The sequence below is a fragment of the Bacillus seohaeanensis genome, assembly GCF_042684945.1.
Classification (GTDB): Bacteria; Bacillota; Bacilli; order Bacillales; family Bacillaceae_B; genus Rossellomorea; species Rossellomorea seohaeanensis.
In genome coordinates this window covers 26,326-48,638 of sequence record NZ_JBHUMF010000002.1, presented here as the reverse complement: position 1 = coordinate 48,638, position 22,313 = coordinate 26,326, and the positions used below count along the sequence as shown (strand labels likewise).

Here is a 22,313-nt window from a genome sequence, read left to right as displayed (position 1 = left end):
GTCCGTCCCTCACTACTATAACGCAGTGAAGCGATGAGGGACGGACCTCCAGACCTCTATTAGGAGTGATGACATGAATAAGAAGTGGTGGAAAGAAAGTGTTGTGTATCAGGTTTATCCTCGTAGTTTTAAGGATTCGAATGGGGATGGGATTGGGGATCTACAAGGGATCATTTCCAAACTTGATTATTTAAAAGAGTTAGGTATTGATGTGATCTGGCTTTCCCCTGTTTATAAATCGCCGAATGATGACAATGGATACGACATCAGTGACTATCAAGGTATTATGGATGAGTTTGGTACGATGGCTGATTGGGATCAACTTCTCGAGGAAATGCATAACCGTGGGATGAAACTGATCATGGATCTTGTTGTGAATCACAGTTCCGATGAGCATAAATGGTTCGTTGAATCTCGAAAGTCTAAAGATAATCCATATCGCAACTACTATATTTGGCGTAAAGGCAAGGATAGAAAAGAACCAAATAACTGGGGATCCAATTTTGGAGGCTCTGCTTGGGAATATGACGAGGAAACGGACGAATATTTCCTTCATCTTTTTTCAAAAAAACAACCTGATTTAAACTGGGAAAATCCGCAGCTTCGTAAAGAAGTGTATAACATGATGACGTGGTGGCTTGATAAAGGAATTGACGGTTTTCGAATGGATGTTGTCAATTTTATTTCGAAAGTGGAAGGGCTACCTGACGATGAAGTAAAACCAGGAAAAAAATATGCATCAGGCAGCAAATACTATCGGAATGGCCCAAAAATCCACGATTATTTTCAAGAGATGAACCGAGAAGTTCTCTCTAAATATGACATTATGACGGTTGGGGAAATGCCTGGTGTTAAACCAGAGCTTGCAAAAAAATATACTGCGGATGACCGCAATGAATTGAATATGGTATTCCAATTTCAGCATATGGGCTTAGATAACGGCAAGAACGGGAAATGGGATTTAAAGCCCCTCTACCTTCCTGACTTAAAAGAAAATCTGACAGAATGGCAAAAGGCGTTAGAAAATGAAGGTTGGAACAGCTTATATTTCAGCAACCATGACCAGCCCCGCTCTGTTTCAAGATTTGGTGACGACGGAAAATATCATAAAGAATCAGCGAAAATGCTCGCAACCATTCTTCATATGATGAAGGGCACACCGTACGTGTATCAAGGAGAGGAAATTGGAATGACAAACGTTCACTTCTCTTCTATTGAAGACTACAAAGACATCGAAACGATTAATTTTTACAACGAGCAAATGGAGGCAGGCAAACCAATCGAAGAAACGATGAAAAGCATTTATGAAAAGAGCCGTGACAACGCTCGTACACCGATGCAGTGGGACAGGTCAACAAATGCCGGGTTTACAACTGGTTCCCCATGGATTGCCGTAAATCCAAATTATAGTGAAGTCAATGTGGAAAGCCAGATTCATGACGAGAACTCTATTTTCCACTACTATAAAAAGTTGATTTCGCTTCGAAAAGAACACGAAATCATCGTTTACGGAAACTACGACTTATTATTACCAGAACACGAAGAAGTTTTCGCCTACTCCAGAGCACTTGGTGATGAAAAACTTCTCGTACTTTGCAATTTCTACGCAAACGAAATAGAAGTCGAACTTCCAACCGAAGGAAACCTAAGATCACCTAAGCAACTCATAAGAAACTACCCTGGTGACGCAACACTATCACCAAAAGTAAAGCTAAAACCGTACGAAGCGGTCGTGTATAAAGGAAGTATTTAAACCGTTTGGAGGTCCGTCCCTCACCACGGTAATACGTTAATTCAATGCGGGACGGACCTACCAAAAGGTCCGTCCCCGACCACAGTAAAGTGTTAAAGTAACTAAATTAAATTTGGCAGGTGTTATGATGATGGAAAAGCAACCATGGTGGAAGAAAGCGGTAGTGTATCAGATTTATCCGAAGAGTTTTAATGATACAACTGGTAATGGTGTTGGAGATATTAAAGGAATTACGGAGAAGCTTGATTATTTGAATACGCTTGGTGTGGAGGTTGTCTGGTTGACACCAATTTATACGTCTCCTCAACGTGATAATGGGTATGACATTGCGGATTATTTTAACATTCACGAAGAGTATGGGACGATGGCAGACTTTGATGAACTTTTAGCTGAAGCACATAAACGCAATATAAAAATCATCATGGATATCGTGGTGAATCATACATCGACGGAACATCAATGGTTCGTTGAATCTCGCAAGTCAAAAGACAATCCACACCGTGATTATTATATTTGGCGTGACGGTAAAGAAGATGGTTCTGCCCCGACGAATTGGGAGTCAAAGTTCGGCGGCAACGCATGGCAGTATGATGAAGAAACAGGTCAGTACTACCTTCACCTTTTCGATGTCACACAAGCCGACTTAAACTGGGAAAATGCTGAACTCCGCAACAAAGTATATAAAATGATGCAATTCTGGCTAGATAAAGGCGTTGACGGTTTCCGTTTAGATGTCATTAACTTAATTTCAAAAAATCAAGACTTCCCTGACGATGATGGCAGTGTAGCACCTGGTGACGGACGCAAATTTTACACAGACGGCCCTAAAGTCCATGAATACATGCAGGAAATGAACAAAGAGGTCTTCTCAAAGTATGACATTATGACAGTCGGCGAAATGTCTTCTACGACAATTGAAAACTGTATAAAGTATTCAAATCCCGACCGTAACGAACTTAGCATGACGTTCAACTTCCATCACCTTAAAGTCGATTATCCAAACGGAGAAAAATGGTCTGTAGCCGATTTTGACTTTTTAAAATTAAAAGAAATTCTTTCTACTTGGCAAGTGGAAATGCATAAGGGTGGCGGATGGAACGCATTATTTTGGTGTAATCATGACCAGCCCCGTATCGTTTCTCGTTATGGAAACGATGGAGAACACCGCATTGAGTCTGCAAAAATGCTTGCGACAACGATTCATATGATGCAAGGTACACCTTATATTTACCAAGGAGAAGAGTTCGGGATGACAAATCCAAAATTCACTTCCATTGAGGAATACCGTGATGTGGAATCAATCAACATTTTCACTATTTTAAAAGAAAAAGGAATGGCTGAAGAAGAAATCCTGGAGATTCTCCGTCACAAATCTCGTGACAACTCACGCACACCGGTACAATGGAATAGTGACGAACATAGTGGATTTACAAGCGGTACACCATGGATTCCAGTCGCAAAAAATCACAAAGAAATTAATGCAGAAAAAGCGCTAGAAGATGAAAATTCAATTTTCTACCATTATAAAAAATTAATCGAACTACGCCAGCAATACGACATCATTACAACTGGTGACTATCAGCTAATCAACGCGGACCATCATGATGTTTTCTCCTACGTACGCAACGGCGAAAACGAAAAGCTACTCGTCCTTAACAACTTCTACGGAAACAAAACAAACTTTGTCCTTCCAAAAGACGAAGTGGATGTTGATGATTGGACAAGCGAGGTTCTGTTGTCCAACTATCATGACACAGCAAACGAGTATGATAACATTATTCTTCGTCCGTATGAGTCAGTCGTGTTTCGTTTTACTAAATAAAAAGAGTGATACCTGTTATAAAACAGTGGTTTTGTAATGGGTATCGTTTTTTATTTTTTGGACACTTTCCGGTATTTACCGGACACTCTCACGTATTTTCTGGACACTTTTTTAATTTATTGGACAAAATTTTGAGTTTATTGGACACATTCAATAACTTACTGGACAAACAGACATATTATTCCAAACAAAACATATTAATCTACTCACAAAAAAGAAGAGCCCCCTTTTCAAGGAAACCCTTCCTAATCATCATTCTTCCTTCTCAGCCTCTCCATTTTCCTCATCTGGATTAGCTATAAAGAAGATAGCTGCAAGCTTCCAGTTGCCATCGCTATCTTTATGGAAAACAGAAACTTGTCTTCCTGAACGGGTTGCTTTTTCACCGTTGTCTGGATCTGTTGTTACCGCAGTAATCTCTGAATAAACATCTGCTTTTTTTCCAGCATAGTTGATAATTGTCGTATTTTCTGTCGTACGTTTGGAATCTACTTGATCAAAAATTGATTTTACATACTTTTCTTCTTCCTCGTATGTAAAATTAATAGGTGTCTTAGAAATTACCTTCATATACGTTTCTATATCTTCCTGATTGAAAGCTTCAATGTACTGATTAAATGAAGCAAGGATCGCCTGCTTGTCCTCAGCAGGAATGCCTTCCGCTTCTTTTATTTCACCGATATCCTCCATTGATAACTCCATATTGCTTTGGGGTGCAGCGTCCTTACTCTTTTCTTCCGCTTTCTCTACATCCTCTTGTTTTGGCTCCTCTGCCCCTTGCTCCTTATCTTCTTCTGAACAAGCCGCTAATAATAGAAGTGAACTCATTCCAATTCCTAACGCAATCTTTTTCCAATGCTGTCTCGACAAAGTTCTTCACCCTTTTCTATTTTTGCACTACCCATATTGTAGTTAAAAAATTCAAAACACTCAAGTTAGAACTGCATGAACCGACAAGAAATATGGTAAAATGGGAATGGTGATACTATGACAAGAAGCAATAAATACATGCAAATATACCAAGAAGTACTAGAAGGAATCCAAGAGGGAAAATACCCTACTAATGAAATTCTCCCGTCAGAAAATGAACTTTCTGAAATGTTCGCTACATCAAGGGAGACAATTCGGAAAGCACTGACACTTCTAGCAGAAAAAGGCTTTATCCAAAAAATCCGAGGAAAAGGCTCACTTGTCTTAGATGTATCAAAGATGAGCTTCCCTGTCTCCGGACTCGTCAGCTTTAAAGAACTTCAAGACTCTCTAGGGCGTGACTCTCATACAATCGTCTATGACTTCGGCCTTATCGAACCTGACGACTGGCTAAAAAAGCAACTGCAAGCCCCAAAAGCCAAAGAAATGTGGAAAGTCGTCCGTGCCCGCCAAATACAAGGAGAAAGAATCATCCTAGACAAAGATTATTTTCTAAAGGATAAAGTCCCTTTCTTAACAAAAGAGGTCTGTGAAAATTCCATCTATGAATATTTAGAAGACGAACTCCACCTTCCTATTAGCTTTGCAAAAAAAGAAATCGTCGTCGAAGAATGCACAGAGGAAGACAGAAAATATCTAGATGTCGAGGGATTCGATCATATCGTCGTAGTGAAAAACTACGTCCACCTCGATAATGCCAGTATCTTTCAATACACTGAATCACGGCATAGACTAGACAAATTCCGATTTGTTGATTTTGCGCGGCGGAAGCAGTAGGTGTAGTGCTATAAAAAACATAAGAGGCTTGAGTATCGGATACTTGGCCTCTTTTTTATGGGTACATTTAGAAAATACCGTTATATTTATTTTAGGATAGTATTTTTGATTTGGGTCTGACACCTCGGGGTCTGGCACACTTCGCCTGATTTGGGTCTGACACCTCGGGGTCTGGCACACTTCGCCTGATTTGGGTCTGGCACCTCGGGGTCTGGCACACTTCGCCTGATTTGGGTCTGGCACCTCGGGGTCTGACCCCAGTAAATTAAATTCATCTGTTGAATATCCGCATTAGTTCAACAGGTGAATTTCATGCTATTTTCAACAGGTAAATATCCGCATAAAATTAACAGTTGAATAAACTAGAGGCTGACCCAATTCGCTGGCACCAATCCCCCAAAAACTACGCAACAAAAAAACGACCCCAACGGATCGTTTTTTTATCTATCGAACTTCTACCCAACCATTTTTGATTGCAGATACGACTGCTTGGGTACGGTCGTTTACATTCATTTTTTGTAGGATATTGCTGACGTGGTTCTTTACTGTTTTTTCACTGATATATAGTCCTTCACCGATGCCACGGTTACTTTTCCCATCTGCAAGCATTTGAAGCACTTCACATTCACGTTTTGTTAGAAGGTGAAGTGGTCGGCGAACTTCAGTCTGTTGGAAGCCAGTCCCGTGTGCATTAGCAAGTCTTCTATACTCGGCTACTAGGTTATGTGTTACTTTAGGATGGATGTAAGACCCTCCCTCTGCAACAACTTTTACAGCATCAATCAATGCATCGGAATCCATTTCTTTTAGCAAGTAGCCAAGGGCACCTGTTTTTAATGCGTGATTAACATAGTTTTCATCATCATGGATGGAGAGGATGATAACTTTTGTATCTGGATATTTTTCAACGAGATCACGTGTTGCTTCCACACCATTTTTTTCTGGCATGTTGATATCCATTAATACGACATCTGGCTTATGTTCTTCTACTATATTGAGCGCTTCGCAACCGTCGTCTCCTTCTGCGACAATATCAAATGTCGGTTCGAACTCAAGGATACGTTTAACCCCTTCTCTAAATAGCTGATGATCGTCAATAATAACTATTTTTGTATTCATACTATTTGCCTCCCTAACCTTTCTCGAAAAAATTACATTGTTAATGGCACTTTAATGAAGACAGTCGTTCCAGCTCCTAGCTTAGAATCAATACTTATGTCTCCATCAAGAAGGTCAATCCGTTCCTTCATCCCCATTATGCCAAAGGATCCCTTTTTGCTTTCTTCTGTATTAAATCCTTTACCATCGTCTTTTATGATGACAGTGACTTTATCTTTTTTTATCTCTGCTTTGACCTGAATTTCTTGTGGTTGTGCATGTTTTAAAGCATTTTGAACAGATTCTTGTACTAATCGGAAAAGTGCAACCTCATATTTGGAAGGGAGCCGTTTTTCCAGACCTAAATTTGTGAATTGAATACTAGTGCCTTTATTATACTCTTCAATTGTACTTAGATATTTTTTAAGGGTCGGAATCAACCCTAGGTCATCTAGCGCCATTGGTCTTAAGTCATAAATAATTCTTCGGACTTCATAAAGTGCCGAGCGGACCATACGTTTTAAGTCACGTATTTCATTTAACGCCTCCGCTGCACCACGCTCCCTAAACACCCTATCAATCAAATCGGAGCGCATAAGAACATTAGCCATCATTTGAGCAGGGCCATCATGAATCTCTCGCGACAAGCGTTTTCTTTCGTCTTCCTGAGCCTCAATAATTTTCAGCCCAAAATCCTGTCGCTGTTTTGCATCCTCTAGTGCTTCCCCTACTTGTCTAAGGTCACTATTTAGATAGCTAAGAACAACGGAAAACTGTGAGCAAAGGTGGTCTGCCTTCTCAATTGTATCCTTTAATGAAAGCAGCCGCCTTTCGAGCTCATCTCGGCGTTGTCGCAATTGCTGCTCTTGCTGCCGGTTAATCGATAGTTTCATTTGAAGATCGTGAGCCTTTTCATACGCCTCTCGTACTTGGTCTTCAGAATACGTTTGGAAATGCTTGCTTACTTCTGACAACCTGCGTCTAGCTAATCGTGACCTTTTATCGAGGTCATCCCCCTCATTAATTACCTTATAGACGGAATCCCGTACTTCTTTTAATTCATTTGTTAAGCTTTCAAAATCATTTCGACATTGTTCACCGATTTGAAAGATTTCATCCTTACTATGGTCTACCGTGTCTACCATCTTTTTTAGAATGTCATCTAACACTTCGGTGTTCATTTTTTTTAGTGACACGGTGCTCCCCTCTTTTCCTAAAATTTATTTTACATAGAAAAGAATAAGGAAACTATTCTTATATAGTGAAAATATTGTTGTTATTACTAAAATCGTTCGAAAGACGCATGTTTCCATTCTTAACATAAGCATAAATCCCTATTCATTTTTTAACTTTTACTATAAAATAAATTCTATAGATTTAATTAAAGTCCTTTATTCTTCTAGGCATATTTGATTTAAAGAGTTGATTTAATATCAACTACTAATAGGAATTATCTCTATCCATTATACCATGTCTAATATTGTCGGAGATTAAAATTTCATTACATTGTATTACCTTTATTGCAACCTTTACTAGTTATCGTAATGGCTAAAAAAGTTTAAGGGCTACTAGTACTTGTTAGTTTTTGCAACTCAATGTTTGTCGCTTTATAGTAAATAATAAAGGGAAACTTCAATCAGTGGGGGGTTCTTCCCCCCTACTGATTGTTAGTGGAACCAATTGGGCGTTTACGGGCAAGTTATCCCCACCTATTCCTCTAAGACTTGAGATGAGAGGGTGACTGCCTGTTAACGCGGGATAAAGAATAAAATAAAGGGGAAATAAATGTGTTACATAGTTACTACACAGTAAAAGGTCATGGAGAAAATGAAATTACTATAGAAAGATCTCGATTTATTGCCCATGTAGCAAGGGTCGAAACAGAAGAAGCAGCACAAGAGTTTATTGCGAAAATAAAAAAACAGCACTGGGATGCCACGCACAACTGCTCTGCTTACATGATCGGAGAAAATAATCTTATTCAAAAAGCAAATGACGACGGTGAGCCAAGTGGTACCGCAGGAGTTCCAATGCTAGAAGTCCTCAAAAAAAGAGACCTCAAAGATACCGTAGTCGTCGTCACAAGATACTTTGGCGGCATAAAACTTGGTGCTGGTGGACTTATCCGTGCATACGGAAAAGCAACGTCAGAAGGTCTCAATGCAACAGGTGTCGTCGAACGGAAACTTATGCGGATAATAAAAACAAAAATCGACTACACCTGGCTTGGAAAAGTCGAAAATGAAGTCCGTTCCTCTCACTATCAACTAAAAGAAATTCATTATCTTGATGCTGTTGAAGTGGAAGTATATGTAGAGGAGGCAGCTAAGGAGAAATTTGTCGATTGGATGACGGAATTGACGAATGGGCAAGGCGAAATTTCAGAAGGTGACGTTGAATACCTAGAAACCGATATTTAATGCTTTGTTACGCTAACGCAGTGGGGGACGGACCTTGTCTCATGAGACAAGGTCCGTCCCCCACTGTACTAAAGTGTTACAAGTTGTAATATAAATTTTAATTTACGGTTTTGGGAAAGCATAGTAAAATGAATGGTAGTGTATTTCGTCGAATTTTAGGGTTTTTACACTTATTCCCTACTAACAAAAGGCACTACATATCGACACTAATAAATAATGATAATGTACAACCACCCGATAAAGGAGTTTTACAAATATGCCGATAGATGAAAGACACCGATTAAAACAAATAAAGAAACGAAAAAAAAGACGAAAGCGAATTTTATATTTTGTTCTAGTGCCTATACTACTTATTGCCTTTTCAGCGGCTGGTTATGGTGCTTACCTTTATAAAAAGGCAGAAACCGTTTTTTCTGAATCCTATACTACCCTCGATGGTAGGGAGAAATCCGATAAAAGAGAAAAACAAGTTGATCCAACGGTTGATAATGTTTCGGTTCTGTTTATTGGAGTGGATGAAAGTAATGACCGTAACTACGGAGATTCATCCCGATCAGATGCACTAATGCTTGCCACTCTAAATAAAAAGGATAAGACAGTAAAGCTGGTTAGCATTCCTCGTGATTCGTATGTATACGTTCCAGAGGTTGGCTACAAAACAAAGATAAACCATGCACATGCATATGGTGGACCTAAAGCCACCATTGAGACAGTGGAAGAAACGTTGGACATCCCTGTTGATTATTATGTGAAAATGAACTTTTATGCGTTTATGGATGTTATAGATGCATTGAATGGAATTAATGTTAATGTCCCTTATGAATTGTATGAAAAAGATGCAGAGGATAATCACAATGCCATTCACCTTCTTCCCGGAGAACAAAAACTTAATGGTGAGGAAGCACTTGCTCTAGCAAGAACAAGGAAACTGGATAGCGATATAGAGCGTGGAAAAAGACAGCAGGAAATTATAAAAGCAATAATATCTAAAGCAGTTTCAGCTGGTTCAGTTGTTAAATATGATAACGTTATTGAAGCCATCGGTAAAAATATGGAAACGAATATGACTTTTGACGAAATGAAATCATTTACTAATTATGGTTTAAGTGGCAAAATTGATTTAGATACGCTGTCGTTAAAAGGTGAAGACACATATATAGAAGATGTTTATTACTGGCAGCTAGATGATACTTCCTTAGCAAACACTTCTAACGAACTAAAAGTTCACCTTGAAATTCCCACCAACGATGATATGGAAGATTTTGCTTCACAAGAGTAATAGTACAACCTGTAAGCCTAATGCTTATAGGTTTTTCTTTACCTAATATACTTACTGTAAAAGAATCAAAAGTGAAAGCATATGCAATTTCATTAAGTAATTACCAGCCTAAAAGGCTTATTTACTCTTCGTTACCAATCTTGGGTAGAAAATGACCTTCTGTTAAAACTGAACCCAGGACATTTACATATGATAGTTATCCCTTGGTATATAAAAAAGCTATCCAAAATGGATAGCTTTTTTATCGATCTCTTACATTTCTTGGTTTTACTAATCTTAACAGGGGTTGATAGTTATGGTTGACTAACCCTATGCTTTCAACAAATAATTCTATAGCGATGATTAGTACAGCTACTACAATTAACGCTCCCCAAACAGTTGACATGGAGAAAATTAAAGCAGCTAAACCAAACATTGCAGCGATTGCATAAATAATAAGAACTGTTTGTCTATGGGTGTACCCCATTCTTAGCAAACAATGATGCAAATGCGATTTATCTGGAGCCGACAAAGGCTGCTTGTTTACCTTTCTGCGTACAATTGCAAAAAATGTATCAGAAATAGGCACTCCGAGAATAATAAGTGGGATGATAAGCGAGATCATTGTTACATTTTTAAAACCAAGCAATGCAAGTACAGAAATAATATAGCCTAAGAACAGTGCTCCCGTATCTCCCATAAATATTTTCGCAGGATGGAAATTGTAAAAAAGGAAACCAAGTGTGCTCCCAAGTACAATTAATCCAATGCTCATAACAAAAATGTCACCTTTTAACGCCGCCATCAGAGAAATCGTAATGAGTGCGATGGATGAAACACCAGCAGCCAATCCGTCTAACCCGTCAATTAAGTTAATGGCATTTGTAATTCCTACAATCCAAAGAATTGTTAACGGGATACTAAACACACCAAACTCTAACACTCCTCCAAAAGGGAGGTTAATGTATTCCATTTGTGCTCCTCCAAGCACGACAATGAAGGCAGCAACGAGTTGTCCTAAAAGCTTTACTTTAGCAGATAGCTCTATCATATCATCTAGAACTCCTGTCAGAATAATGACAGCAGATCCGATTAGGATTGGAATCGTTAAGGAATCTTCTGGTCTTAAGACAATCAATCCAATAATAAAACTAATATATATTGCTAATCCCCCTAAACGAGGCATTATTCTTTGGTGAACTTTTCGTTGATTCGGTTTATCTGTTGCTCCGATTGCTATGGCTAGTTTTTTTACAAGAGGTGTTATAAGAATCGAGGCAATTAAGCATAATAACAAGGTTACATAAACCATGTAATACCTCCTTGAATTTATCTTTTCCATGTTTTATTGGTTTTATTGATGCTATTTTTTTGTAATTTGCATTTCATTTCTAAATTTAAACAAACTCATTGATGATTATATCACTTATTTTTATAGTTTAATATAAAAATTTTGTCAATAGATTAGATATTTTATTTGAGATTCATTCGACAAATTAGTTTCATATTTTACTAAATTTTTCATGTAGTAGTTATTTATGTAGGTTTTTGTTAAAATTATTAGATGATGGGTCTAAAGTTTAACACTCAAGGAGAGACAAAGAATGATTAAAATGCTTAGCAAGTTTTCCTCTCAAAAATCGTCACGTTACTTAAAAAAATACTTTACTCAAGTTGAAAAAATAAATAACTTAGAATCAAAATATGAAAGTTTTACTAATGAAGAACTTAAGGGAATGACTACTAAATTCCAGGAAGACCTTAGAAATGGTAAAACGATTGAAGATATTAAACTAGATGCTTTTGCAGTTGTCCGAGAAGCTTCTAAACGTGTTTTAGGAATGAGACATTATGATGTACAACTGATTGGTGGCCTAGTTTTAGTAGAAGGTAATATTTCTGAAATGGCCACAGGTGAAGGGAAAACATTAGTTGCTTCCCTCCCCTCATATGTCAGAGCTTTAGAAGGTAAAGGTGTACATGTTATTTCTGTAAACGAATACCTAACTAGACGTGACCGTGATCAAATTGGGCAAATACACGAGTTCCTCGGTCTTACCGTTGGACTAAATTTGCCTATGATGGATCCTGAACAAAAGAAATTAGCTTACCAAGCTGATATTACTTATGGTGTTGGTACTGAATTCGGCTTTGATTTTTTACGAGACAATATGTCAGGCAGTTCACAAGGTCAAGTTCAAAGACCTTATCATTACGCCATAATTGATGAAGTTGATAGTGTCCTTATTGATGAGGCAAAAACCCCTTTAATTATTGCAGGAAAAATGAAGGCTAGTGCTGATTTACACATTATTGCAGCTAAATTGGCAAAACGTTTTGTACAAGAAGTCGACTATGAATTTGACGATGAGACAAAGGCAACTAGCTTAACAGAAACTGGTATCGAAAAAGTTGAGAAAGCATTTGGTGTAGATAATTTATATGAACTAGAACATCAAACGCTTTATCATTATGTTATTCAAGCTGTTCGTGCCCATGTCATGTTTACATTAGATGTTGATTATATCGTTAGTAGCGATGGGAAAATACAACTCGTAGATATGTTTACCGGACGAATAATGGAAGGTCGAACATTAAGTGATGGCCTGCACCAAGCCCTAGAAGCAAAAGAGGGTTTGGAAATTACGGAAGAAAATAAAACACAAGCGCAAATCACGGTACAAAACTATTTTAGAATGTATCCTGTTTTATCAGGAATGACTGGAACTGCCAAAACAGAAGAAAAAGAATTTCGTGAAATTTATAATATGCAAGTTATCCCTATTCCAACGAATAAACCAAAAATCCGCATAGATATGGATGACAAAGTTTATCAGACAAAAGACCAGAAGTATAAAACTGTAGTGCAAGAGGTAAAGCGACGCCATCAGAAAGAACAGCCTGTACTCATCGGTACAACTTCTATCTTACAATCTGAAAAGGTTGCAAAGACCCTTGATGAAGAAGGGCTAACCTACCAATTACTAAATGCAAAAAGCGTGGAGCAAGAAGTACAATTAATCTCTCTAGCTGGGCAAAAAGGGCAAATCACCATTGCTACCAATATGGCTGGGCGGGGAACTGATATAATTTTAGGAGAAGGTGTATCGGAACTAGGTGGGCTACATGTTATAGGTACTGAAAAACATGAAAGCCGACGTGTTGATAATCAGTTGCGTGGACGTTCTGGACGCCAAGGAGATCCAGGTTCTAGTCAATTCTTTATTTCTCTTGAAGATGATATGTTCCGCCGTTTTGCAAAAGATGATCTTGAAAAATTGACTAAAAAACTAAAGGTAAATGAGGATGGACTCGTATTAAACAAGAACATTTATGAGTTTGTGGAGCGTACCCAACGAATTGTCGAAGGTGCCAATTATTCCATGCGCGAATATAATTTGAAGCTTGACGACGTTATCAATGAACAACGAACTGTTCTTTATGATTTAAGAGAGAAAGTACTTAAAGGTGAAAAACTCTTTCCAATTCTTAAGGACATGATAACAAACACTGTTGACTATACTGTAAAACAAACGTGTAGCGAAGAAACAACACCTGACTCTTGGAATTTAGATAAACTTACTACTACTATTAACCACCTATTATTTAATAAAGTAACAATACCTAATGAGGTGGAAAATCAAAAAGAAGTTATAGATTATCTCAAGCCTACGTTAAATGAAACGATAAAATACATTGATGATTTAGAAGAAAAAGACCAATTAACCCAAACTTTATCTATGGTTATGCTGAGTTTTATAGACCATCACTGGATAAAACATTTAGAAAGTATGACTAGGTTAAAAGAGGGTATAGGATTACGTTCTTACCAGCAGGAAGACCCAATGAGAATTTATGGACGAGAAGCTCTTGAATTATTTTCTGAAATGTATGCTTCCCTAGAAAAAAATATCTCAACGGAATATGTAAGTTTCCTTAAAAAGCAACAACAAAGTAAGCAACAAGGATAGGAGTGAGAAAATGCTTCCATTTTTCAAAAGAAAAAACAAAGGACAAGTAACAAAAACTGGACTAGATAGCTCAGTTTCATCAGAGGACCTTCTGGATATAACGGAAAACTCTTATAATGAAGAAGTGGAAACGTCACTTTCTTTTCATCCAGGCTGGAACCTTTCAAAAGAACAAGAATATGTATTTCGGTTTTTAAATAATGACCTAACCCCATTAAAGCCAAACCAGATATCTTTAGCTGGGGTTGAATTAGAAAGGGAAGGGAACACCCTTCAAGTGACAGCCTTTGTTCGTAACAGTCTCTCTAAATCAATTAAATTAGGGGAAGTCGAACTTCTTCTTCTTGATAATGAGAAGAATACGATGGCACAAAAACAATTTGACCTCTCTCTTTTAGACAAGATTCCTGCTAGAAGTAGCCGTCCGTGGATGTTTACTTTCGAAAAGGAAACAATTGTTTCAGACTTAAACCTCGAGGAAAATGGGTGGTCAATAGCTTTTAACGTAAGCTCTCTTCAACCTCATCGTCTAGACTTAGCAGAGTCTTGGAAAGAGAATATCTCCGAAGATATTAAAACAAAATTAGTAAATATCGTAAATTCTGTGCCAAAACCAAAACCAAAAGAATTCAACATTATGGGAATTTCAGCTAAATTCTTGGAAAATGGTGATTTAAATACAACAGTGCTATTAAGAAATGGTAACCATAAAGGAATTAGTATTCAGCAGCTTCCGCTAGAGGTGGTAGATGCTAATAACGAACTTGTAGTGCGTGGGGCATTCAAATTAGAAGACTTTGAGGTAAAGGCCAACACATCTAAGCCTTGGTCATTTATCTTTCCAAAAGAAATGATCCAAAAAGAAAGTCCAGACTTTAGCAAATGGTCAGTTCGTCCTATCTTAAACAAATAATTTTACTTAAAAAGAAAAAAGCTGTTGAACTTTAACAGCTTTTTTCTTTACTTTTATTTTACTTTAAACTGGGTAATATGGTCTTTAGTCATAAGTACATTCTTTTGAGACTTAGCAAATCTTGTCACCACTAAGCGGTATTCCCCCGACTCATACCCATTGGAAGGGGCATATACCTCAACTGCCTTTCCATTAGATACTAACTTAACATCAACTGGTATTCTTTTGCCTTCAATATTTTCTACATAAATAGTCTTATTATTAATCCAGCTTGATGACATAGATGTGTTAAATCTAATCGTCCATTTTTTGTTAAGATCTACCACTTTAGCTTTGGAACTAGAGTTGAATGCTACTTCTTCATATTGAGAAGAATAAACTGCCTGTAATTTATCAAAATAGAGGAAACCTTTATTTTTATTTGATTCTAATGGTTCTGCAACATAAATTTGTTTAAAGGATACCGGATAGGTTATTGAACTTGTTGGAAGTGGGGCCTCAACATACTTCCATCCATACCAATTCAGTTCTCCTTCCCCTGTAAAATTGAGAGTATGCTCTCTCCCTGATGCATCTTTAATTCTTCCTCTTAACCAATGATTTTGACCATCTCCATATACCCAAACACCTATTTTAGTTGGTTTTCCTTGTATTTTTATTGGATTGACTGCCGAAATATAGGAAGCCGCTACACCTGACTGATTAGTCGGAAATTGATATCTTAGTTTACCCGAGCCATTCCCTTCTTTACGTTGAAGAATAGAGTCCAGTTCAAGTTTTGCTGAAGCCCTTATGTCCTCTTGCTTGAGGTTAGATAGAGTATTAAAGTTATGAATTATTAAGGGATCAGTTGTTACCTCCACAGGAGCTATTACCTCGTGTTTACCAAAACTAGCTACTAATGAACCTTTTCCTTCCTTGTCACTCGCTATAAAATGACCAGATTGAACCTTTCCGACACTACCGTTTACTGTCCATTCTATTCCTTCTAGATTAATAGTTAAAGGCTCACCTGTTTTAGAAATTGCTTTAACATTAAGTTCTTGTTTTTGGCCAGGAGCGAGACGAATATTTTTCGGTTCTATAGAAATATTCGCGAGATTGTCCGCCACCGTAACAGGAACTTTGGTTTTCGCCCCACCGTACTGGATGACAACGTAGCCCTTTCCAGCCTTCGTTCCAACAAATTTATCATCTTCCATCTTGCCAATATCCCCTTCGACAGAATACTTCATTTGACTAGTATCGAAAGCAATTTTATTAAGATATTCATCTAATACGTAATCTATAGAAAAACCTACCGAAGCACCTATAGCTACTACACCGCTTTTTTCTAGTTTTGCTTTTATAATATTCGGATGGCCCGCTGGTGCAATGTTGACCGCTTGAAGAATAGCTGAAACACTTCGTTCATAGCCATCTGAAGGGCGGTTTACAATGCTAGCGTATGTATCACCATGCTGTCGGGCAACCATAGCAGTCGAACCACCGCCATCTAGGTTCAATGCGTAATCTGCTCCAAGACTCACTAAATGTTTGGCAAATTCAATTAGTGTCATGCCTCTACTATATCCAGGTTGGCGACCATCTACTGTTACAAAAAAAACACGGTCCCCTGTATTGTCAACTGCAACTGCTGTATGAGGAGCACGCTGGGTTACTTTTGGACTGTTGGAGTCAATAGTCATATCAACTTTTCCATTTTGGACTAGTAATGGCCCACTTGCTAACATAAAGTCTGAGTTTTTCCATTTATCCTCAACATCTAATGAAATAGTGACATCATCCCCAATTTCAAGGTTGCGAATTTGATCAATGGCTGCCCCATGAGCTGATAACACAAATCCGTCCTTTGGAATGGTGGCACTAGTTGTCTGACCATACGGCCGAATACTCTTGACTTTTCCTGTTACCTTCTCACCAAACTTCAAATCATGATCTATTCGCTTTGGTACGCCGGTCACGACTACTTCCATACCGTAAGGATTTGTTCTCGTATGATCAAATTTATAACTAGAAGTAAACAATATACTTTCATCAATATCTCGTGCACGATTAAAGTCTGTTAGTGTAAATGTTTGATTATTATGGGTAATATTTACATTAAGGTCAAAACGATCAATTTGCCCTTTTCCTGCTTTATTAATCCCAAAAGCTGCAGGAGTGTGCATATAATTATTGGATTTCGTTGATACAGCACCTAAGTTGACAATTTTATTATCCTTTGCCAATAAATAAGAAGGCAGACGACTATCCCAATGAAAAAAGGAAGCGTTGATTGCCCCTACTACGCGATGCTGGGTAAAAGTATTTTTTCTAGCTAATGATGAAACCGTATGTAAAGAGTTAATCGGGTTAGGCAATCCTATCTTAACCTTTGTATAAGGATCGGATAGGTTGATGCTCATTGTGTTTATCGTTTGCTTATAGCCAGACACATTTCTTTGTTCCTTCTGATGGTTGACTCCCGATGTTATTTGTAATGCTAAGGAACGGTTAGGTAATAAGACCAGTGATAAGGCCAGTGACAAAATAACTATCCATCCCCAATATTTTCTTTTTTTCGTTATCAAAGCATACCTCTCCTTTAATTCTACCTATCTAGTATTTTTCAATATATTGGTTACACTATAAAATTATAACGGAATTTGTAACTTTTTAAATAGATTAAAAGAATAAACTCGAAGAATATCGAAATAAACGGAGAGTGTCCTAGAGACATATAAAAAGAAAGAAACGTCTCGAAGAATATCAAGACGTTTCTTTCTTTTACCGGCTCAACCTAGCCCTACACGCACTTATTAAAACAAAACAGGAAGTAAAACTTACAAGAATATTGTATCATATTTCAAATAAGTTACAAGAACATAATAAGATAATTTTAGTTATAATGGCTGTTTTAGCATATAAAGGAATAATAATCCATACTAAGCCATTTGTTTTATTAATAACAAACAATACCTGCTCTTTTTAGTTCCATTTCACTAATTTTGAATAGAAGTCATATGCTTTGCATTCATTCGACCAAAGAAGGCTGAAATCTCCGAACGTTTTAATATCTTATTAGCTTGATAGTCTTCAAAAGTTTTTTTTCCACCCATTCCATTAGATAGTCCTTCATCATACATAAACTGAATAGCTTTTCTTAAATCAGTACTTTCTCCTTGTGTGGCAGCAAGAATTTTCGCTAGTGTTCCACGGGTCCTGGAGCATTTTTAATTATATTGTCTTTATACCCTTTGAATGGAAGATTGTAAACTTGTAACATATCATAAATAGGTTGTGCTCGATGACCATATTCCTGATCTGTATGAAGTCCGAAATACCGTGCAAGCACCATCGCTAATTGACCTTCTGTTAAATCATCAGTTGGCTTAAATTGATCTGTTGGGTATCCTTGGATAATCCCTTTTCTTGCAGCCCATAAAATATCTTGATATGCCCAATTGTCAGTAGCTATATCTGTGAACGTTGGGGTGAAGTAGTTGTTTAGGTTGTAAGTATAATAAGCAAAATTCCCCTTGTCTGAAGCTGCCTTTAAATCGTTTCCTGAATAAACTACCGAAAAATTATCATAATCGGAAAGTCCATTAAAGCTTAAACCATCTACTTTTAGCTCGGTAAAACTAAAGTAAACACCATGCGTCATTCCTGGTTTAAAAGTTAATGGGCTCAATTCCTTATTTCTATTCATCATGACTTCATTAATTTCCACATCATCTGGGACGGAGAGGTCAAAGCTTGTTTTCGTATCATGAGTGTATTCAAAGAACGTAGCCTTTGTTGCATCTAAATATTTAAAGTGGATGTAACTTACATTGTCCACTGTTGGTCCAGCTAATATTTTTACAGATTTCCTAACAATGTTTCTTAAGCTTTCCTCTTCATTCGGATTGACGCTGGGGAGAGCAGTTTCGTTTAGATCTTTAAAATAAATAAACCATTCTTTGTCACTATGAGTTTATGCTTATTATAATTGGAAGCTGGTGCTCTACCTATTATGTAATCTTTTGTTTCGGTCTCCACATTCCATAAATAGTCTTTAGCCCTTTTTAAGTCTATTTTTATGTCCGTGTATATGTAGGAAGCAATGCCAGTGTTATTTAATAAATAATAGTATAAACCCGGCGGAATCTTAGCATCTCTTGTATACCATAAATCTGTAGGATTAGTGATATTGCTTGCTGCATTTGTTTTAGGAATTAATACTATTGACGATGCCAAACACATAATCAAGCTTAATAATAATAGTTTCTTTTTCATTTTTATCTCCTTCGTATTAATTATTTTAGTAGTGGATAAAATCACCACCCAAACTCCTTATAAAAAAACAGGGTGAGTTTATCAGTATTTTAATTGAAATTACATACCCCCATATTTTTTCATTTACACTTTTTACTAGATTAATTTATTGGGATATCTTTAATTAATCCCTTAATAGTAAACTTATACTGGTAATAAAATACTACATTATAGTATACAACATGTTATTGGAAATCCTAACCTACAGTGGAATCATTTACTTAATGTTCTCACTCTGTTCTCTGCTATTCTCGCTCATCAACATTAACTTGTTATAGCATCCTATCCACTTCTTTCATTTTTAACCTACACTAAACGATTTTCCTATTCAGAGCATAACCTTTGTGATTATAAAGGAAGAGAAAAATTGGAAATATCATCAATTTAATTGCATAAAATGAATAATATTGAAGGCTTAGAAAAGTAGTCATTTAACCATTAGCTCTATTCTTACAGTTAGGGGGAATCTAATGAAGAAAAAAGTTATCCGTTGTCTGTTAGTTATGGTGGTGTTGTCACTTATGATATTCATAATTAATTTTCAAAGTAAAATAAACTCTACAGAACCAATTTCAAATGATACAAAAGCAGAAGACACTAAGGATGACTTGGATCAGCAACGAGGAGAGTCATTTACTAATACAAACGAGGTGATAGCACCAAAAGAGAAAAAAACTATCATAAATGGAGAAGAAGGAGAATTGTCTTCAGCCAATGAAGAAGTTAATAAAAAGACTATTAACTATCCTGAAACTCCTCGTAAAAAAACTGAGCATTCAACCAAAAAAGAGGTTAATGAAGAAAAACAAATTGCCCCCCTCCCTTCTCCGCCAATAGAAAAACTAGACTCACCATCATTAACTTACCAAGAGATAATGAACCTTACGGATAACAAATATACTCAGTTTCTTCAGAGATTTTATGAAATTGGCAAAGAATATAGTTGGGATAAAAATGAAAATCCCGCTGACAAAGAGATAATGAAAAAGGAACTTAGTTCACTAATTACAGCAGATTTTTTTAATACAAAAATACAACCTTATGATTCTTTTTATTGCAGTTGTGATGTAAGTGTGTTTCTCCCTATTGATGTTCATGCACGGTTTCAGGTCTTAGAACAAACCGAAAACTTTATTAAAGTGAATACAGTCAGCCTTGCGACAGTCCTCCGGGGTGGTCACACTATAGAACTTGGATTAAAAAAATCAGAGGATAATCACTGGAAGCTTGATAGCTTACAAGATACCCATTATTTTCAACAACCTTTAAATCTAACCTGGGAAGAAGCTAAAAATTGGATTAAAAAAGAGGAAGGCAAGTCCGCTATCTTAGTGAAGGAGATTTATCTTACTTCCCCTGTAGGATACGATGATAGTAAAAAAGAAATTATTACTGCTAAAGTGAAACATTACTTATTGGAGTATGAAGGTGAAACAAAGCAATATACTTTCTCTTCTAATAGTGGATTAAAATATGAATATACACCGGGGGAAGTCAAAACAAACACGGAAAATAATGAATAACTATGTAGGATGAGAAATACGGTAACCATATTTAAAAAATACCCTATACAAAAGCCAACTTAAAATTTGAGTTGGCTTTTTGTTTCGACAAATTCCGAGAGAATGCCTGCCACTTTTATGATACTATAGTAATGCAACTATACTCACATCAAGGAGACCGTTTATGCGCAAATTAACTATTATTATATTCTTACTAATTGCTAGTTTCTTTACATTAGATTATCATTCGAAGGCTTCAGCATTATATGTAAAGGCAAATAGTGATGTGCAGCTTTATGATACGATTGCAGGAGACACAGTTAGGGTCGGAACGTTGCTATCTGGACAATCTATGAAATTAATTAATGAAGATGAGCAATACTATTTTATTCACTTTGGTAATGGAACAGCTTTTATAAAGAAATCAGGAAAGGTCGAGGTCAGTGGGAAATCGCCCTCTACTACTTCCACTCAAAATTCTAAAAAGTTGAATAAAGTTATCATCACAACAAGACAAACAGTTGTTTATGACAGTGTGAAGGAATCGAAAAAGGCATTCGCGATTTTAAATCGAAATGTTCGCTATCCTATTATTTCAGAAGAAGAAAATTGGTATACAATTTCTCTCGGAAATAAGGTTGGTTACATTTACAAAGAAAATACGAAGGTTGATAGTGGTGTACCTGTACTAATGTATCACCACATGCTAAGAGATGAAGAGAATGTAAGATTTCGAGACAATAATATGGTTATATCTGTAGAGTCGTTTGAAGAACAAATGCAGTACTTACATAAGCAAGGATACCGTACCATTCTATTACAAGAACTAGAAAAGTATTTAAATAGCCAACAAAACTTAGTAGGGAAAATTGCTGTTATTACATTTGATGATGGGATGTTAAGCAGTGAGAAGTATGCTTATCCGATATTAAAAAAGTTTGACTTCAAAGCAACACATTTCCTCATTGGCTATCGAACAAGAGACAAAAATGTTTCGTTTCATCCAGACTCATTACAATACTTTAGTTTTAATACGATGAAAGAAACAAATGACATATTTGACTTTCAACATCATACCTATAATATGCATGTTCGAGATCGAGAAACAATGCTTCCCTTTTTAATCTTCAAATCATTCGAAGAGGTTCAAACTGATCTACTACGTGGAAAAAAACGGATAGGTGAACATCACCAAGGGGAAGATGCTGTTAAATATCTAGCTTATCCATGGGGGCAATTTGATCAAAAAACGATAGAAGCAGCAAAAGCAACCGGAATCAAACTAGCATTCACGACTGAAACTGGATACGTTAAAATTGGAGACTCCCCTTATCAACTAAAACGGCAAGGTGTTGGACCTCGACACTCATTAAAAGATTTTATTATGAAAGTCAACGGAAGCTATTGATACCGTAATAAATATTCCAAAAGATTATCAAAATTAATAAGCCAACTCAGATTTTGAGTTGGCTATTTTATATAAAACATAATGTTATTATCCGACTCTCTCTAAGGCCTGACATATAAATATAGATATGGTGAATAATAATCTTGGCACAACTAATAG

The 22,313-nt window shown here is 36.8% G+C and carries 16 protein-coding genes; 9 read left to right on the top strand and 7 right to left on the bottom strand.

Annotation, left to right across the window (positions count from 1 at the left end; all coding sequences use genetic code 11):
• Nucleotides 1-73 precede the first annotated feature (73 nt).
• The gene (locus ACFSUL_RS00825; protein ID WP_377931807.1) at nt 74-1,753 is read left to right on the top strand and encodes a glycoside hydrolase family 13 protein; all 1,680 of its coding nucleotides are present in this window, start codon (nt 74-76) and stop codon (nt 1,751-1,753) included.
• 130 nt (nt 1,754-1,883) lie between these two features.
• On the top strand, nt 1,884-3,575 hold the full coding sequence (gene treC, locus ACFSUL_RS00820; protein ID WP_377931805.1) for an alpha,alpha-phosphotrehalase: 1,692 nt from the start codon (nt 1,884-1,886) through the stop codon (nt 3,573-3,575).
• A gap of 252 nt (nt 3,576-3,827) precedes the next feature.
• Here treC and ACFSUL_RS00815 read toward each other — a convergent pair whose 3' ends face one another.
• Complete coding sequence (locus tag ACFSUL_RS00815) at nt 3,828-4,445, bottom strand: YybH family protein (protein WP_377931803.1); 618 nt, start codon at nt 4,443-4,445, stop codon at nt 3,828-3,830.
• Between the two features lie 117 nt (nt 4,446-4,562).
• Between ACFSUL_RS00815 and treR the strand changes: the two genes are divergently transcribed.
• Complete coding sequence (gene treR / locus ACFSUL_RS00810; RefSeq protein ID WP_377931801.1) at nt 4,563-5,282, top strand: trehalose operon repressor; 720 nt, start codon at nt 4,563-4,565, stop codon at nt 5,280-5,282.
• Between the two features lie 444 nt (nt 5,283-5,726).
• On the opposite strand, the gene ACFSUL_RS00805 is transcribed toward treR, so the two are convergent.
• Together ACFSUL_RS00805 and ACFSUL_RS00800 are read right to left on the bottom strand one after the other, a co-directional pair.
• Complete coding sequence (locus ACFSUL_RS00805) at nt 5,727-6,401, bottom strand: response regulator (RefSeq protein WP_377931799.1); 675 nt, start codon at nt 6,399-6,401, stop codon at nt 5,727-5,729.
• A 32-nt stretch (nt 6,402-6,433) separates the two neighbouring features.
• On the bottom strand, nt 6,434-7,576 hold the full coding sequence (locus ACFSUL_RS00800; protein WP_377931797.1) for a sensor histidine kinase: 1,143 nt from the start codon (nt 7,574-7,576) through the stop codon (nt 6,434-6,436).
• 591 nt (nt 7,577-8,167) lie between these two features.
• On the opposite strand from ACFSUL_RS00800, the gene ACFSUL_RS00795 reads away from it, so the two are divergent.
• A complete protein-coding gene (locus ACFSUL_RS00795; RefSeq protein ID WP_377931795.1) occupies nt 8,168-8,800 on the top strand; it encodes a YigZ family protein in 633 nt (210 codons plus the stop codon).
• A gap of 256 nt (nt 8,801-9,056) precedes the next feature.
• Nucleotides 9,057-10,079 (top strand): LCP family protein, encoded by a 1,023-nt coding sequence (locus ACFSUL_RS00790; protein ID WP_377931793.1) that lies wholly within the window; start codon nt 9,057-9,059, stop codon nt 10,077-10,079.
• A 241-nt stretch (nt 10,080-10,320) separates the two neighbouring features.
• Here ACFSUL_RS00790 and ACFSUL_RS00785 read toward each other — a convergent pair whose 3' ends face one another.
• Complete coding sequence (locus tag ACFSUL_RS00785) at nt 10,321-11,370, bottom strand: glycosyltransferase family 4 protein (protein ID WP_377931791.1); 1,050 nt, start codon at nt 11,368-11,370, stop codon at nt 10,321-10,323.
• 292 nt (nt 11,371-11,662) lie between these two features.
• On the opposite strand from ACFSUL_RS00785, the gene secA2 reads away from it, so the two are divergent.
• Both secA2 and ACFSUL_RS00775 read left to right on the top strand, forming a co-directional pair.
• A complete protein-coding gene (gene secA2 / locus ACFSUL_RS00780) occupies nt 11,663-14,029 on the top strand; it encodes an accessory Sec system translocase SecA2 (protein ID WP_377931789.1) in 2,367 nt (788 codons plus the stop codon).
• Nucleotides 14,030-14,039: 10 nt separating this feature from the next.
• Entirely contained in the window at nt 14,040-14,942 is a 903-nt protein-coding gene (locus ACFSUL_RS00775) for an accessory Sec system S-layer assembly protein (RefSeq protein ID WP_377931787.1), read from the top strand.
• Nucleotides 14,943-14,995: 53 nt separating this feature from the next.
• Here ACFSUL_RS00775 and ACFSUL_RS00770 read toward each other — a convergent pair whose 3' ends face one another.
• From ACFSUL_RS00770 to ACFSUL_RS00760, 3 genes are all read right to left on the bottom strand, one after another.
• Nucleotides 14,996-17,515, bottom strand: a complete 2,520-nt coding sequence (locus ACFSUL_RS00770) for a phosphodiester glycosidase family protein (protein ID WP_377931785.1) — start codon at nt 17,513-17,515, stop codon at nt 14,996-14,998.
• 614 nt (nt 17,516-18,129) lie between these two features.
• Complete coding sequence (locus ACFSUL_RS00765; RefSeq protein WP_377931783.1) at nt 18,130-18,768, bottom strand: S-layer homology domain-containing protein; 639 nt, start codon at nt 18,766-18,768, stop codon at nt 18,130-18,132.
• Nucleotides 18,769-18,860: 92 nt separating this feature from the next.
• Entirely contained in the window at nt 18,861-19,205 is a 345-nt protein-coding gene (locus tag ACFSUL_RS00760; RefSeq protein ID WP_377931781.1) for a hypothetical protein, read from the bottom strand.
• Nucleotides 19,206-19,714: 509 nt separating this feature from the next.
• Here ACFSUL_RS00760 and ACFSUL_RS00755 point away from each other — a divergent pair.
• Together ACFSUL_RS00755 and ACFSUL_RS00750 are read left to right on the top strand one after the other, a co-directional pair.
• Nucleotides 19,715-20,767 (top strand): hypothetical protein, encoded by a 1,053-nt coding sequence (locus ACFSUL_RS00755; protein WP_377931779.1) that lies wholly within the window; start codon nt 19,715-19,717, stop codon nt 20,765-20,767.
• Between the two features lie 163 nt (nt 20,768-20,930).
• Complete coding sequence (locus ACFSUL_RS00750; protein WP_377931777.1) at nt 20,931-22,154, top strand: polysaccharide deacetylase family protein; 1,224 nt, start codon at nt 20,931-20,933, stop codon at nt 22,152-22,154.
• Nucleotides 22,155-22,313 lie beyond the last annotated feature (159 nt).